The organism is Sporosarcina soli, assembly GCF_042655805.1.
GTDB lineage: Bacteria > Bacillota > Bacilli > Bacillales_A > Planococcaceae > Sporosarcina > Sporosarcina soli.
In genome coordinates, this window is the sequence record NZ_JBHSNO010000001.1 from 416962 (window position 1) to 432446 (window position 15485).

Here is a 15485-nt window from a genome sequence, read left to right on the forward strand (position 1 = left end):
TAGCAGAAGCTGAATCAAGTGAAAAACCGGCTGCAATTAGAGGCAGCCGGTATCACTTCATCCTTATTCTGCCGCTGGTTGATTTTTAATCGCAGCGTCCATAATATTCTGACGTTCTTCTTCCGAAATGTCTGCTAAGATTTCATTGATTTTATCAACTAATTCGCTATCCTTTTTTAATCCGGCTGCAACCGCAGTTTCTTCTTCATCTGCAACAAATCCTTCTGTAAATTCGACCATTACAAAATTAGGGTTGGCGGATGAGGCACTGATGCCTTCCGGACGTTCTGATACATAACCATCAATGACACCGGACTCAAGGGCAACGCGCATTGCCGGGAAATTATCCGATGCCGGTTGTTTGTTGACACCCTCAATTTGGTCGATAACGCCATAGTGGGATGTATTTAACTGTCCTGTTATTTTCGCCCCACTGAAATCTTGGATGGAAGTTGCATTTTCATATTTGCTACCTTTTTTGACGATCATCACAAAATTAGAAGTATAATAGTTGTCGGAAAAGTCAATGGATTCTTTCCGTTCTTCAGTTGGTGACATGCCCGCTGTAATCACGTCAATTTTACCGGATTGTAATGACGGGACTAGACCGTCCCACTCTGTTTTGACGATAACCAATTCTTTTCCTAAACCTTCAGCAATTTTTTTAGCGATTTCTACGTCATAACCGCCTGCATATTCAGCATTGCCTTCAATTTTCACTCCACCGTTGGCATCATCTAATTGCGTCCAGTTAAATGGTGGGTATCCTGCTTCCATACCTACCCGTAAAACCTCTTTCTGTTCCCCTTCTCCTTCCGAAGAAGTTGTGCTGCCGCTCTCTTTTGTTCCGCATGCAGCTAACAACAGCATCGCTGAGAATGATAACGCGATGAATGATGATAACTTTTTTCTCATGATTGATTCTCCCCCTCTGAATCTTTTTTACTACATTTCTAACATACTAAAAGGGCAACTTATACAAAAAGACCTGAAGTGATCTCAGGTCGCAATATATAAGTTGCCCTAAATCCTCCACTTTCCCCAAATGAGATAGCCCACTCAATAAACCGGGACGTTTATTGAGACAGTCCTGCAGTTATTCGCTGCAGACCCAGCAAGCAATCGTGAGAAAGATTACAAGCTTCGGCGACATTTCCTTCTTCTTAGAATCATTGCATCTCAAACTCCACTAAGAACTATTAAATATCGCGCCTCTACCTCACTATTCTTAAAGTGAGGTTGTATTCAATTATGATACCTACTTTACAATACTATTTTCCATCTGTCAAACAGCCAATTAAAGGAACCGATAGACGAGGATAAGAGGCAAGTCGTTATTCACTGGAATTGCACTTATACGAGCATTTCCATCTAATTGAACGACTTGCACTCATTGAAAAAATCGAGCGAGGATCTTCCTTTGGCACTCTACTTATATTCTCAGCTTTTTATTTCTCTAAAATAATACCTGAAGTGAAATACTAAAATCCTCCTCTTCAACCGGAGTATCGCTTATAAATATCGTTATGACCTAGACAAAACTTATTTTGTTAGACAGTATCTTCCAATAACCGTTCTAGATTTTCTTTAGAAAAATGGTAGTTTTCATTGCAAAAATGGCATTGTGCATCAGCCATACCTTCCGTCTGAATCATATCTTGAATCTCATCGCTTCCTAAGCTGACGATGGCATTCGTAATCCGCTCTCTGGAACATTGACATTGGAAATATACGGGCATTTGCTCAAGCATTTTTACATTTCCGGCTCCGAGCACTTGTTCAAGCATTTGTTCCGGCGTCATTCCTTGCTCAACCATCGAGGAAATCGGCATCATTCCATTCAAACGTTCTTCAATCTTCGTAATGGTCTCTTCATCTGTACCAGGTAACAGTTGAATGATGAATCCACCAGCCGCTTGGATTGTCTGATCAGCATTCACCAAAACCCCGACGCCTACAGAGGAAGGCACTTGTTCTGAATGCACGATATAGGACGTGAAATCTTCGCCTAACTCACCCGATATGAGTGGAACATGTCCAACAAAAGGATGTTGCAGTCCGATATCTTTTGATACGGTAAGCATGCCGTTTATTCCAACGGCTCGTCGAACATCCAATTTACCCTGTTCATTTAGGTCAAAATGTGTTTGTGGATTTGTCACATAGCCTCGCACTTCCCCTTTTGCATTGGCATCCACCAAAATGGTACCGATTGGACCGCCGCCCTCTATCTTTACCGTTAACTTTTCCTCACCCTTGAGCATAGCCCCCATGATCGTGCCTGCTGTTATGGAACGGCCAAGCGCTGCAGAAGCAGTCGGCCATGTCTGATGACGACGTTGAGCTTCTCCAACCGTTTCTGTTGTCGTTACTGCATAAGCACGTACTTGATCGTTAAACGCAATAGCTTTAACTAAATAGTCCTTCATATCCTTACTTCCTTTCATTATTTAACTTCCTGATCACCTTGCAATTTTTTTTGTTCACGCACTTTTTCAGGTGTGACATCATTGCCAAGTGGATCGAGCACAGTCATCCCCGAAACGGTGTTTAGCACTTGTCCGCGGATTTCACGCAAATAATCTTGCTGCAATACCGTTTGTTCAACCATTTCAGCTTTCGTCAGACCTTCTTCTCGCTCTTTTTTCGCCAATTCATTAATTCGTTCTAAACCTTTAATCATTTATCTTCCACTTCTTTCAATTTTAATTAATTGTAGGGAAATGAGGGAGCACATATTCCCCCAATTCTTGAATTACTTCTTCAGCAGGACGCTTTCCATGTTTCAAACCTAACATTACATGATTCACACCTGCCTCCTCATAGGCACGGAGATAATCTATAAAAAATGCATAACCCGTTCTAAACCCGCCTTGTATCGGTTTCGGCGCTTCATTGGGATTTTCAGATAGATCAATCGCCAATGCTTGGGCAAACGGTTTGAATCTGCCCGCCGCTTCACGCCATTTTTTCACAAGTTCACGTTGTTCATTGACCCCTTGCGAATAAAATAGCCAACCGTCTGTATGTTCGGCCAACCATTCAATCGTTTGGCCAGAATAGCCTGTTCCAAAAATTGGAATAGTTGATGAGTGCGGTTTAGGAACGACATCCCCTTGAAGCATTTCAACTCTCTCTGTCAGGATGTTCGCAAATGATTCTTTCCATACTGTTTTCATCACTTCAATCGATTCTTTGAATAAGATTGCACGCTCATCACTCTCTACCTTAAATGCAGGAAATTCGATGGGGCGATCTCCGGTTGCAACGCCCATTAAGAAGCGTTGTTTTGAGATATGATCGAGCGAAGTTGCCGCTTTCGCTACATGGAGCGGATGTCGCAGTGTTGTTACAATACTTGCAGTGCCAAGCGCAATCCGATCCGTGTGCGCGGATACGTACGAAAGAAACACCCACGGATCGTAAAGGGCTCCGACATCACCGAAAGTCGGGTCGTAAAGCGGGGAATCTCTTACGAACAGTGAGGCAAACCCTAATTTTTCTGCCTTTTTCGCAAGTGTCATTTGCGATTCCAAATCCATCGTTGGAAAACTTCCTTTATACGCTTCCAATGGGAATGTTAGTCCTAGCGTTAAGTGATGTTCTTTAAATGCCCTGACAAAACCATGATGCGATTGAAATTTCTCCATTTCGTTGCTCCCCTACTTTTACCGTTTTCTTACAATACCATTTTTTCGGTAATCCATTCTTCTAACTCCTTCACTTTCTCAGGAAAGCGATTCGTGGTTTCTTCATATAAAGATGCAATTGTTTCTCGCTTCAGCACCGTTTTCCAAGCGGATTCAGCCTCATCCATCAAGTCCGACAACAAACAGCATCTATCTTCTTCTTCCAATTCAAGCATGTCATCCAGGATTCCACTTGGGGAATAAAGAGATTGTTGCCCCTCAATCGCAAGATAAACATCGTAAACCTGGATTTCCTCAGGCTTTTTCTTTAATTTAAAACCACCCTTTACTCCTGGAACCGAAGTGATCAGATCTGCCCTTACTAATTTTCTTAACAATTTCTGAAAATAGGTCGGGGAAGTTCCTAATTGTTGACTGATCGCCTCTCCAGGTAGTACCGCTCTAGCTGGCAACATTTTTAGTAAAATTATGGCGTACACAGATTGTTCAACACCCGTTTTCATCTGCATGACACTCACCACCCTTGCAAGAATCTATTTTTTGTCAGTCATTAATCATAACCCGGATATTCAATATCCATGTTATATTAACTTAACATAACCTATAAGTAAACTATTTCAACTTCGTTAATGTTTCAAGAGTTTTCTAATTTCCTTCCGTAACCGCAAACCGATCGGCCACTTGAACGAAAAAAAGCTGTTTAACAAGGAGTTCTCCTACGTTAAACAGCTCTTGTTACTTTCATTCAATCAATCATTTCAATATGTATCATGTCTACCCGATAAAAATGGACACTGCACTGTATACTAATAACAATCCCATCACAACGTTAAACTGCTTTCTATAGTTGCATAGAAACTTCTGGAATACCGAACCAAAGAGACTCCAACTGCCTGTGCTCAACATTCCGACGGACCCTAAAAATAATGATAATAGCAGTAGGCTAACCGGCGAACTATGATACGGTAGAATGAATGTCGCCATTACCGTAATGCCATATAAAACACCTTTTGGATTAACAAACTGTAACAGCATCCCTGCGATAAAGCTATTATATTTGCCCCCGCCATCACTATCTGCGCTTCCTATGCTCGTCATGATTTTAATCGCCAGATACAACATATACCCCGCCCCTAAAATCATCATCGGTAATTCAATTTTGGGAATGAAACTATGGAGCATCAGATTGAAATAACTGGATAATATCATGATGATAAAGAAACCGGCACCCACGCCAAGACAGAACCGAAGTGTTTTCTTAAACCCATATTGATTTGCAAAAACCATGGCCATAATATTATTAGGACCTGGCGTGAAACTCATGACAAACACGTACAACAAGAATGATAGTACTGGCATCGTGGACCTTCTCCCTAGCAGATAAATTACACTGTCTAAAAAAGCAGTATAACATTTTCTTTTTATTGTACAGTCGACACGATAACTTCATATGAATTGGAGTATGTTGTCAAAAAAACTCTATCTTATCATTATTGAAGAAGTGAACGGAATCTACTAGAAAAAGCCAAGTCCAGAGTATTCTCTGTACTTGACTCTTAGTCTTTCATCTATACCCATATACATCTGTCAACTCAATGACTCATTCAATAGACGATCTTTTCTACCATGTAGGAAATAATACAGCACAGCGGTGGCCAAAACCACGATGCCTAAAACAACATACATGGTACTGTATCCAGTTGCTGAAACTAAAAATCCAAGGAGATAGGGGCCAAAACCGAAACCGGCATCCAAAAAGATGAAGAATGTCGATGTTGCCAATCCCATCCGATGCGTAGGGGTCAATTTGACGGCAATCGCCTGCGTACTCGATTGCATATTCCCGAAACCTAAACCGATCAATGCACCGGCGGCCAACAAGGTAATGCCACTATGTGCTGTGCTTAAAAGAAGCAAACCGACCGCAAAAAGGAGAAATGCAGGATACATCACGAAGTTCGCACCTCTCAAATCCAATAACTTTCCTGTGAATGGGCGTGATACAAGAACTGCAATCGCATAAACGAAGAAGAAAAAGCCTGCCGCTTCCACCAAATCAATTTCAATCGCATAAAAAGTAATGAAAGAAAGGACGCTAGAGTAACAGAAAGCGAGGGCTAATGTCACGGTAGCGATTGGCAATGCTTTCGGTTCGATGAAATTTGACCACTTAAATCCCCTTGCCTCGGCTGTTTTTGCTGGAATTTCTACTGGAGGAATTCGAAGAAGAAATGCGATCAATAGACTAACAACACCTAATGCAAGACAAAAAGCAAAAATCATTTGAAAACTAGTATGCTGGCTCATAAACATGCCAATGAACGGGCCGATTGCAGTGGCCAATGTTGCACTCATGCTATAATAACCTATGCCTTCCCCCCTTCGCGAAATGGGAATCGTTTGCGTAACGAGCGTTCCTGTCGCTGTACTCGCTACTCCTAGCGCAATCCCGTGGATCAAACGATTTATGAGCAGAAAAGTAAGTCCGATATTGACAAAATATAGAACGGCAGTCAACGTAAAGAAGACTAAACCGATGAACAACGTTCGCATACGTCCCATTACATCAATATAACGTCCGATAAAAATCCGGCCGATTAACGTCCCGATGATAAAAATTCCTGTTACAAGCCCAGCTTCGCTAGTAGATGCACTGTATTCCTCTACCGCAAAAATTGCAATCGTCACCACTAACAAATAAAAGATTAAGGTGACAAAAAAATTGATAGAAGATACAACGATAAAATCCTTCGTCCATAATTTTGGCTTATTCATCTTTCCGACCTTCTTTATTTAGAATGTTTTCGCGTATTTGGGGAAGCCATTTCAATAGCGCATATTGCGTTTCTTTCGGAATCTCTTCCGTCACGCTATTTTCCAAATCCGTTATCTTACTTCGACATACCTGGTAAATCTCTTCCCCTCTATCCGTCAGCTGAATGATTTTTTCCCGCCGATCGGTACCCGGTATTTGTTTTACGATTTGAAGTTCTTCCAAACGGTGAACCCTTCTCGTAATGGTCGGTTTTTCAACTTCATAGTAAGTTGAAATATCGACAAGCGTCGAAGAACCGTTATTTTTCACATAATGAATCACTTGCCATAACGAATAGGAAAGCTCAAATGGGCTCAATAGCTCATTCAGTGAAGTAATCAATGGTCGGTATAGACGTAAAAAATGCCGTAAAAAACCTTCCAAGCTATTCACCCTTTCAATAGATAGTTACCAAAAGTAATAGTTACTATAGATAACTATACACCTTTCTCAAAAAATGTCAATAGAAGTTGGAGTGTAATTAATCTGATCCAACAAAAAACCCTTCTTGCATGTAACGGAACTGACTACAGTTTCATTTCATAAGAAGAGGGTTTCTCTTTATATTAAATTTGATTTTTAGGAATAAACAACATTCACAAATGTAAACTGACCTAACTACATACTCTTGGCTCGTCGATAATATAAACCGTATAAGACAACTGCAAAGAAAAGAAGAATGGCAAAGGTACTATAAATATTCCTATAAATCATTTCTGCCGCTAGATGTTCTTGAATGGTTAATAATAATCCTCCAGTTGTCACCCCGAGTCCTCCACCTACAAACTGCGTTAATTGGACTGTTCCTATTGCCGAACCGATTTGGTCAATTGGTAGTATCCTTGTCACTTCGTTGGAAATACTCGAAGAAATTGCTGTGAAACCAATACTCGCAACCATATAGATGGAAAGGATAAAATTGGGACTTACAGTTGATAACAATGCAAAGAGAATTGTAGAACCTATTAAAAATAATTGCCCAACAATCATTATTGGTACATTGCCAAAACGGTCAATTAACCTTCCTATCAATTGTCCCACAATCATCGCAAAGATCGCCCCTGGAAAAATAATCACTCCGACTTCTGCAGGCTCTTTCGCGAATACAAAGGTAGAAAGAAGAATTGGCATTAAAAAAAGATTTGAAAAGTTAATGAAATAGGTTACCCAAGCTATAAAGAGCAGTTTTGTATATTGTTTATCTTTGAGAAGTGATGGAGGGATAAACGGTTCTTCAATTGTATTAAGGTACTTCCACCATAGTATAAAAAGAACAATTGTCCCTGATAAAACCCACTACGAAAATGTGGATAGAAAAAGCAACATTCCTGTTACACTGAGTCCAGTCAGAATAGCGCCATATAAATCGAAATGACCTCTTTGAATATCTTCTTTAGGCAGGTGTTTTTGCAGAAAAGGAATGGATAGGACGGAAATGCCTGTGACAGCGAAAAGATAATTCCATCCTAAATATTGTGTAATCACTCCTCCAAATACAGGGCCTAACCCAAATGCTAAGGACGCAGCAGAAACAATAATGGCCATTGCTTTTCCGCGCCTGGATAGTGGGATATAGCGACCCGCCATGATCATCCCCAACCCGATAAATCCTCCTGCACCAGTAGCTTGTAGAATGCGAGCACCTAATAATAGAAAGAAATGCGTTGAAAAGAAACCAATTATTGATGCGGTTGCTAAAAGGCAAATTCCAAAGAAAACAAGATTCGAGATGGGGAAAAAATCAGATAACCTGCCAAAAATCAACGTTGAAAGAGCAAACATAATGGAATAACCCGAAACGAGCCATGATGCAGTCGATGAACTTAAAGAAAAATCTTGCAATATAAAAGGCAAGGCCACATTAAACATTGTGACATTCATTACGACGAGCAAGGTGGTGAAACCCCAAATAAAAATAAGTTTATTTTCTTGTAAAGGTACCTTGCTTTCGGCTTGGAAAGGCTTAACGGAAACGGAAGACATCGGATCCCTTCTTTTATTTTAATATGCGATAAGGCTGCTCATTTCGTAAAAAGCAGCCTTCTAAATAATCATTCATTCTACTAAGAAAAACTTCGATCTCCTTTTAATAGCCGTCTTGCAATTGTACGTTTTTGGATTTCTGTCGTGCCATCCGGAATCCGCTGCGCTCTTGCCCATCTCCATACTTTTTCCAATTTCAACTCATTCGTTAAGCCCATTCCTCCATGGATTTGCATACAGCGGTCAATTACCCGTTGAGCCATTTCTGTTGAATACGCTTTAATCATGGAGATTTCTTTCAGTGGAAGTTTTTCTTGATTTTCCATTTTCCATGCACAGTGAAGAATCATATTGCGCGCTGCATAAATCTCCATCGCACAATCTGCTAACATCATCTGTATAGCTTGATGATTCCCAATTGTAACGCCAAATGTTTTTCTTTCATTGGCATAGTCAATCGCCTTATCCAAAGCCCATTGTGCTGCCCCCACACAATTTGCCGCAATCACAACTCTACCAATGTCAACGCCGTGCAATGCCGTACCAAATCCTTGATGCAATTCTCCGATGACGTTTTTTTCGGGAACTCTTGCATTTTCCAGTGAAATAATTCCGATTTTCGCACCGAGATGCCCTAAATAAGGAATGGTAGATGTCGCTACACATGTTTCTTCATCAAACGGGACAAGAAAACTCGTGATGCCACCTTTTCTTTGGGCCACTAAATCAGGATCTGTCACAGCAAAAATGATTCCATAATTTGCGTAAGGTGCATCTGTTACCCATTGCTTCGTACCACTTAAAACCCACTCATCCCCATCTTTTTCAGCTCTTGCCTTCATGCTCCATACGTCACTTCCCGCATCTGGCTCACTTAAACCAAAACAAAGGAGCGTTTCGCCGCTAGCAATACCAGGTAACAATTCCTCTCTCAATTCCGGTTTCATTCCTAATAAAACCGGGGTAAGCCCACCGGTAAATAACCCTACCGGAAAAATGCTGGAAATCAGCTCATCCAATCCGTATTTTTTCATCAGTGCCTCATGAACCAAAGCTGCAGCTACGGGACCAAATGTGTCACCGTTCCCTCCCAGCTTAGGGTCACCGAACATACTATAAAATCCTGCTTTGGCAGACTTCATTCGCACTTCTTTTTTCGCTTCTTGAATTTCTTTTGTATAAAATCCTCTTTCATCATATAAATATCTTTCATTTTCCAATTCTTTTTGATATTTCTTTCGAAGTGGTTCGATCTCCACTTCTATAAATCGGTATATTGAAGAAATTACTTCATGAATATCCTCGGATACTTTAAAATCGATCATCACTCATTCCTCCTGATTTCCTACTAGTCAAATACCTCTCCAACTATTTTTTTATGGTTAATTCAATGACTTACTTCGTTGGATCACTTTCTCTAAACCTGTCTTATTCAGATTCTTCGATTCCTCGGTGAAGTGGCTTAGTAAATGTGTGTCAAAATGAGCATCCAGTGAATTACGCAGTCCTTGGATATCAAGCGTTCGGTTTAGCGACCTTTTCAATAATTTGATCGCAAACGGTGGAGCTTCAGAAATGCGCTGGGCTAGAGTAAGGGTTTCTTCTTCCAATCGTTCCCTTGTCACCACTCTGTTGATCATTCCACTCGCCAAGCCATCCTGAGCTGTCAGTTTATCTCCTGTAAACAATAATTCCTTTGCTTTTCTCGCACCGAGCACCCAAGGATGGATCATCACTTCTACACCTGGAACTGCCATCGAGTGTACGACAGGGTCGGAAAAAAATGCATCCTCTGAAGCAATCATCAAATCACACATATTGGCTACCATAAATGCGCCTGCAATACAGGCCCCTTGCACTTGAGCAATCGTCGGCTTCGGAAAATTCAAAATTCTAATGCAATAGTCAAAAAAGTATTCTTCCTCATATGCCCAGCGCTCTTCGATTGAATAGGATCTCCGTTTAGCCTGTCCTTCCTTCAAATCGTGACCGGCGGAAAAATGGTCTCCCGTTCCCGCTAAGATGACTACCCGTATGGACTCATCTTCCCCTGCCCGAGCGATTGCATCATCTAGCTCTTCCAGTAACTGTTTGTTTTCAGCATTTCGAAACTCCGGTCGATTATGTGAAATTCTTGCAATAGATCCTAATTGTTCAAACAATATCGTTTCGTAATTCATGTCCATTCCTCCCATTAATTAGATTACTAAACGCGGTCATATTCTGGATTCAATAAGCGGATCCGTTTATTGCGAACCTTGTTTGATGCGTTCTTCCTCCACTAACTGATGTCGCAATATTTTTCCTACCTTTGTTTTAGGTAATGATTCTCTAAATTCAACGAATCGCGGAACTTTATAAGTAGCCAATCGCTCCTTGCACCAGCTAATCATTTCTTTTGAAGTTACGCTGGTGCCATGCTTTGGTACAATGACCGCTTTTACTGTTTCCCCGCGGTAAGAATCAGGCACCCCAAATACACAAGCCTCCATTACAACCGGATGTTGATAGAGTACCTCTTCCACTTCAACTGGGTATATGTTATAGCCACTGGCGATAATCAGATCCTTCTTTCGACCGACGATGAAAAAATAGCCATCCTTATCCATCATTCCGATATCCCCTGTGTAGAGCCATCCATCTCGGATCGTACGTTTCGTTTCTTCTTCATTTTTCCAATAGCCCTTCATGACCTGCGGACCTTTCATAATCAATTCACCTGACGTGCCTGGTGGCATCTCTTCTGTCCCGGTTTCCAAATCAACAATTTTACAATCCATATTTGGCAATGGAATGCCAATACTCCCTATCTTTCTTTTATGAGAAAAAGGGTTGCGATGTGTAACCAAAGCTTCTGTCATCCCGTAATTCTCTAAAATCATCGCACCCGATTTCTTTTCAAATTGCTCGAGCACTTGCACTGGCATCGGAGCTGTTCCACTCGTACAAATTTTAAGACATTTCAAATCGTTTTCCTTCAAATCCGCACTTTGCAATAAATTGATATACATCGTTGGTACACCTATAAATAAAGTCGGGCTATGTTTTTTTATTAATTCAAAAACAGTTGCCACGTTAAATTTCTCCACTACTAAATATGTGGCCGCAACTAAAGTTGCAAAATTCAACATGAGTAAACCGGCCGCATGAAATAACGGGGAATTCCCAACAATCACTTCACTGTTATTCTGTACGGCATAAAATGCTTGATTGTGAAATGCGTTACTTACCAAGTTAAAATGAGTAAGCATAGCTCCTTTAGGCTTCCCTGTGGTTCCACCTGTATATTGAAGAATCGCCACATCTACTCGAGGGTTGATAACGATTGGCGGCAGATCAATATTGGTCTCTCTTATTAAACGATGAAAATTACTTTGGCATTCTTTAACCTTATTTACTGTAATAATCATCAGTTGCTCTATAAAACCGGTTTGTTCCAGTTTTGTCATTTGATCCTGTCGGCAAATCAACCATTTAGGTTCTGAATCTCTTAAAAGATGTGTCAATTCAGAGGCTTGATACATCACGCTCGTTTGTACCATAGTCCCTCCTAGACGCTGGATGGCGAAATAGGCGATAATGTACTCCAAACTGTTCGGTAGCATGACGGCCATGCGATCCCCTTTTCGGAAACCCCGTTTGTACAGAGCTGAAGCAAACCGATCACATGACAATTTCAATTCTGCATAGGTCAACTCCTCATCCCCAAATATAAAAGCTATCCGGGTTGGATAATCAAGAGCTGAGCGCTCCAAAATTTCGTAAATAGATAAGTTTGGAAGTTCGAATTCATAAGGAACTCCCTCCGGATAGAGCGAATGCCATGGTCTGGCCATACTGTTTGCTCCTTTCCCGTTTTGAAAGTTTTGCATGGTTAACATCCTTTAAAACTCGGATCTCTTCGTTCTAAGAAAGCAGCTACGCCTTCCTTGGCATCCTCTGTTTTAAACAAGTCGATAGCTGCAGGCCACAGTTCGGGAAGCGAGTTTTTCTCACCTTCCATCACAGCGATTCTTGCCATCTTGATCGTTGCCTGCGTGCCAAGTGGTGACTGCTGTGCGACATTCTCCGCCAGTTCCATTGCACGTGCTAGAAGCTGGTCCGGATCGACGATTTCCTGAACAATTCCGATTCGATGAGCCTCTTCACTGGAAAATTCGTCCCCTGTCAGCAAATACCGCATTGCATTTCCCCATCCTGCTTCATGGACAAAACGGGAAGTTGCTCCCCCAAATGGATAGATTCCCCGTTTTACTTCCAATTGTAAGAACCGTGTCCCGGTAGCAGCGAGACGGATGTCACTATTAAGTGCGAGCTCAATGCCGAGCGTTAAACATAACCCATGAACAGCGCAAATCAGTGGCTTAGTTCGAAAAGGCTCCTTTTTTCCCCATGGATCCAGAGAACCTTCAGGGTACTGACGTTCTCCGTCTTTAACAATCGATTTGGCTATATTCCCCAAATCTAAACCGAGCGTAAAATGCTTCCCGTGAGCAAATAGCAATCCACAGCGCAATTCTGGGTCACGTTCAAGCTCTCCTAAAGCAGCAGCAAGATCAAAAATCATCTCCTCGTTGAATAGATTTTTTTGCTCAGGGCGATTTAACCCAATGAGTAGAACATGTCCTTTTCTTTCTAACGTTACAGTGTTTGTCATTACATAATCCTCCCCCGAATTATTTTATTTTTGAATTGCTATTGGATAGCAACTTCTATTACTAGTAATATGCAAGTGTCATGCCAACAAAAAAAAACCTACCTATCAACGGTAGGACAGCCACACGTATGTTTTTGTGCATTTTTTGAACTGTAATCAGTCTAGTATCCGTACATTGTAAAAAATTAACCTAATTAAAGATTGTTCCACCAACATTTTAGTAAATAAAAAAGTAAGGTTTGATATGACATCTATCAAAACCTTACTCATTTATGAATTCAATTATTCTAAGTCAATTGTCCATCTTTCAGTTTTTTCCATAAAGTGGACCGACTAATCCCTAAATATTTAGACAATTGGACACGATCTAGCCCGGATGTCAAATCAAGTTGCTTGATGATTTGTTGTTCCATCTCCTCTAATGTACCCACTTCAATAATCAGGGAATTATCTTGCATACTTTTTCCGTTTTGTTGTCGTCCTAACAACAGTTCTTGTATGAGTTCGTTAACCACTTCTTCTGGATTCGAAACACCTTGGGTTAAAACGACACACTTTTGAACGAAATTCTCTAATTCCCGGACATTGCCAGGCCAATCGTATTTTTTTAGCGATTGAAGACTAGACTCCGGTAGATTAGCTGAAAACCCTTGCGTCCTACTCACTTCACCTAGAAATCTTCTTGCTAAAAGTGGGATGTCTTCCCTTCTCTCACGAAGCGACGGAATTTTAAGGTCCAATACATTCAGACGATAATAAAGATCTTCCCTAAAATCTCCTTGAGCAATTGCCTGCTTGAGCTCACGGTTCGTAGCGGAAACAACCCGAACATCTACAGGAATCAGACGATCGCCCCCAACACGCATCACTTCCCGATTCTGCAACACACGAAGAAGACGTGCTTGAAGCATCACGCTCAGCTCTCCAATTTCATCCAAAAAGATTGTTCCGTTATGAGCCAATTCAAACAGACCTTGCTTACCACCTTTGCGTGCTCCGGTAAAAGCTCCTTCTTCGTAACCAAATAATTCACTCTCCAACAAATTATCGGGTAAGGCAGCACAATTGATCGCCACAAATGGCCCCGTAGCTCTCTTACTTGCTCGATGGATGGCATGTGCAAATAATTCTTTCCCTGTGCCACTCTCACCTGTAATTAAAACAGTGAAATCAGTCTGTGCGAATTGGGCACCACGATCTTTTGCTTGCTGAAAAGACGGATTTTGACCAACCAGATCAGCGAATTTATAGCGTGCCACTAATCCTTTGTTGTGTAATTGTACACGGATTTTCTCTTCTAAAACTTGTATGTGGCGGGCTACTTGGAAGGTGATAACCATACTTTTACTTTCCAATATACTACGGTTGACGACAAGATCCTTTCCTTCAAGCTTCAATAACTCAGCTCGCAGTTCTATTTGATCGCTAAGCAAAATTCCTAAAGCAGGATGTTCAGCAAACTCCAGGCGATTACGCCCAATAACATTTGCAGCCTTCACACCAAGTATTCGTTCCGCAGCATGATTGATCACAAGAATAGTGCCTTCCCTGTCGACTGAAATAACCCCATCCGAAGAAAGGTCCAAAATCGTTTGACTCCGACTCGCTATTTCCTGTTTGCGCATTGCTTTTTGCTTTTCCTTTTCAGAGTGTTGTAGCAAATTCATCGCATTTCGAAGACCTTTGCGCAATGTTTCAGGTCGTGTTTCCACCAGTACACCATGCATATTCAGTTGACGAGCCATCTCAATAATAGGCGGTCCTATAGACACGATTGTATCGTAGCCTTGTTGCCTGGCCCGCAGGAGTTGTCGCATGTAACCAAACCGATTCGCATACGTCAAAGGGGTGATTTCCACACCCGCTATCTGGCCTAAATATTGCATTTCATTTGGCGACTGATCTGCGCCAACTAGAATCACTGCAATTCGATTTCCTATTTTCCGAGCTCGGTAGAATGCTTCTAAAAAATCGAAATACGGTATATCGATACGGATGACCGGTATTCTTTTTATCGCCGCTTCCACTAGCGTAGCTGTTGGACCACGCACCACAAGAGTATCTACGATCCCTTCACGTTCCCAACGTTCCGCAATTTGCCTACCCGCATGTAAAGTTCCCTCTTCAATTATTAAATCTTTAATTCCCAATTCTAGGGCAATCTCCTGAATAAGTGAAGTATACGAAGAATTTTGAGATAGAATTCCTATTCGCATCTTAACACCTCATTTTCATATTTCTTCTATAACAAATATCAATAATGTTTGATCGTTCCTCTCTAATTGTCTTTCTATTCTATCAAATGAAATGTATTTCGTAACCAACTTATTCAGTAAAACATCATTTACGCCCCGGTGTTATTGCGTCTAGATTTTGAGAT

The 15485-nt window shown here is 41.2% G+C and carries 15 protein-coding genes and 1 riboswitch; all 15 genes read right to left on the reverse strand.

Going from position 1 to position 15485, the window contains the following annotated elements:
• Positions 1–63 precede the first annotated feature (63 nt).
• The gene (locus ACFPRA_RS02085; RefSeq protein ID WP_381430032.1) at positions 64–915 is read right to left on the reverse strand and encodes a transporter substrate-binding domain-containing protein; all 852 of its coding nucleotides are present in this window, start codon (positions 913–915) and stop codon (positions 64–66) included.
• A gap of 128 nt (positions 916–1043) precedes the next feature.
• Positions 1044–1225: riboswitch (Lysine riboswitch) on the reverse strand.
• Positions 1226–1550: 325 nt separating this feature from the next.
• Positions 1551–2429, reverse strand: a complete 879-nt coding sequence (hslO, locus tag ACFPRA_RS02090) for an Hsp33 family molecular chaperone HslO (RefSeq protein ID WP_381430560.1) — start codon at positions 2427–2429, stop codon at positions 1551–1553.
• 17 nt (positions 2430–2446) lie between these two features.
• Positions 2447–2683, reverse strand: coding sequence for a DUF896 domain-containing protein (locus ACFPRA_RS02095; protein ID WP_381430035.1), 237 nt, complete (start codon positions 2681–2683; stop codon positions 2447–2449).
• Positions 2684–2705: 22 nt separating this feature from the next.
• Positions 2706–3650, reverse strand: a complete 945-nt coding sequence (locus ACFPRA_RS02100; protein ID WP_381430038.1) for an LLM class oxidoreductase — start codon at positions 3648–3650, stop codon at positions 2706–2708.
• A gap of 29 nt (positions 3651–3679) precedes the next feature.
• Positions 3680–4159: an RrF2 family transcriptional regulator gene (locus ACFPRA_RS02105; RefSeq protein WP_381430041.1), complete on the reverse strand. Its 480-nt coding sequence runs from the start codon at positions 4157–4159 to the stop codon at positions 3680–3682.
• Between the two features lie 265 nt (positions 4160–4424).
• Positions 4425–5009: a LysE family transporter gene (locus ACFPRA_RS02110; protein WP_381430043.1), complete on the reverse strand. Its 585-nt coding sequence runs from the start codon at positions 5007–5009 to the stop codon at positions 4425–4427.
• A gap of 228 nt (positions 5010–5237) precedes the next feature.
• The gene (locus tag ACFPRA_RS02115; RefSeq protein WP_381430046.1) at positions 5238–6425 is read right to left on the reverse strand and encodes an MFS transporter; all 1188 of its coding nucleotides are present in this window, start codon (positions 6423–6425) and stop codon (positions 5238–5240) included.
• Positions 6418–6858, reverse strand: a complete 441-nt coding sequence (locus ACFPRA_RS02120; RefSeq protein ID WP_381430049.1) for a MarR family winged helix-turn-helix transcriptional regulator — start codon at positions 6856–6858, stop codon at positions 6418–6420. The genes ACFPRA_RS02115 and ACFPRA_RS02120 overlap by 8 nt, the downstream gene beginning before the upstream one ends.
• 225 nt (positions 6859–7083) lie before the next feature.
• On the reverse strand, positions 7084–7743 hold the full coding sequence (locus tag ACFPRA_RS02125) for an MFS transporter (RefSeq protein ID WP_381430563.1): 660 nt from the start codon (positions 7741–7743) through the stop codon (positions 7084–7086).
• An 18-nt stretch (positions 7744–7761) separates the two neighbouring features.
• The gene (locus ACFPRA_RS02130; RefSeq protein ID WP_381430052.1) at positions 7762–8448 is read right to left on the reverse strand and encodes an MFS transporter; all 687 of its coding nucleotides are present in this window, start codon (positions 8446–8448) and stop codon (positions 7762–7764) included.
• A gap of 80 nt (positions 8449–8528) precedes the next feature.
• On the reverse strand, positions 8529–9773 hold the full coding sequence (locus ACFPRA_RS02135) for an acyl-CoA dehydrogenase family protein (RefSeq protein WP_381430055.1): 1245 nt from the start codon (positions 9771–9773) through the stop codon (positions 8529–8531).
• Positions 9774–9830: 57 nt separating this feature from the next.
• A complete protein-coding gene (locus ACFPRA_RS02140; protein WP_381430058.1) occupies positions 9831–10628 on the reverse strand; it encodes an enoyl-CoA hydratase in 798 nt (265 codons plus the stop codon).
• Positions 10629–10694: 66 nt separating this feature from the next.
• Positions 10695–12284 carry a long-chain-fatty-acid--CoA ligase gene (locus tag ACFPRA_RS02145; RefSeq protein ID WP_381430061.1) on the reverse strand — a complete coding sequence of 530 codons (1590 nt, stop codon included), beginning with the start codon at positions 12282–12284 and terminating at the stop codon, positions 10695–10697.
• A gap of 38 nt (positions 12285–12322) precedes the next feature.
• A complete protein-coding gene (locus ACFPRA_RS02150) occupies positions 12323–13105 on the reverse strand; it encodes a crotonase/enoyl-CoA hydratase family protein (protein WP_381430064.1) in 783 nt (260 codons plus the stop codon).
• A gap of 287 nt (positions 13106–13392) precedes the next feature.
• Positions 13393–15255 (reverse strand): sigma 54-interacting transcriptional regulator, encoded by a 1863-nt coding sequence (locus ACFPRA_RS02155; protein WP_381430066.1) that lies wholly within the window; start codon positions 15253–15255, stop codon positions 13393–13395.
• Positions 15256–15485 lie beyond the last annotated feature (230 nt).

Excerpts from the sequence above, each read along its gene's own strand:
- ACFPRA_RS02085 (WP_381430032.1), bottom strand. The coding sequence starts at position 915 with ATGAGAAAAAAGTTATCATCATTCATCGCGTTATCATTCTCAGCGATG.
- hslO (WP_381430560.1), bottom strand. The coding sequence starts at position 2,429 with ATGAAGGACTATTTAGTTAAAGCTATTGCGTTTAACGATCAAGTACGT.
- ACFPRA_RS02095 (WP_381430035.1), bottom strand. The coding sequence starts at position 2,683 with ATGATTAAAGGTTTAGAACGAATTAATGAATTGGCGAAAAAAGAGCGA.
- ACFPRA_RS02100 (WP_381430038.1), bottom strand. The coding sequence starts at position 3,650 with ATGGAGAAATTTCAATCGCATCATGGTTTTGTCAGGGCATTTAAAGAA.
- ACFPRA_RS02105 (WP_381430041.1), bottom strand. The coding sequence starts at position 4,159 with ATGCAGATGAAAACGGGTGTTGAACAATCTGTGTACGCCATAATTTTA.
- ACFPRA_RS02110 (WP_381430043.1), bottom strand. The coding sequence starts at position 5,009 with ATGCCAGTACTATCATTCTTGTTGTACGTGTTTGTCATGAGTTTCACG.
- ACFPRA_RS02115 (WP_381430046.1), bottom strand. The coding sequence starts at position 6,425 with ATGAATAAGCCAAAATTATGGACGAAGGATTTTATCGTTGTATCTTCT.
- ACFPRA_RS02130 (WP_381430052.1), bottom strand. The coding sequence starts at position 8,448 with ATGTCTTCCGTTTCCGTTAAGCCTTTCCAAGCCGAAAGCAAGGTACCT.
- ACFPRA_RS02135 (WP_381430055.1), bottom strand. The coding sequence starts at position 9,773 with ATGATCGATTTTAAAGTATCCGAGGATATTCATGAAGTAATTTCTTCA.
- ACFPRA_RS02140 (WP_381430058.1), bottom strand. The coding sequence starts at position 10,628 with ATGAATTACGAAACGATATTGTTTGAACAATTAGGATCTATTGCAAGA.
- ACFPRA_RS02145 (WP_381430061.1), bottom strand. The coding sequence starts at position 12,284 with ATGGCCAGACCATGGCATTCGCTCTATCCGGAGGGAGTTCCTTATGAA.
- ACFPRA_RS02150 (WP_381430064.1), bottom strand. The coding sequence starts at position 13,105 with ATGACAAACACTGTAACGTTAGAAAGAAAAGGACATGTTCTACTCATT.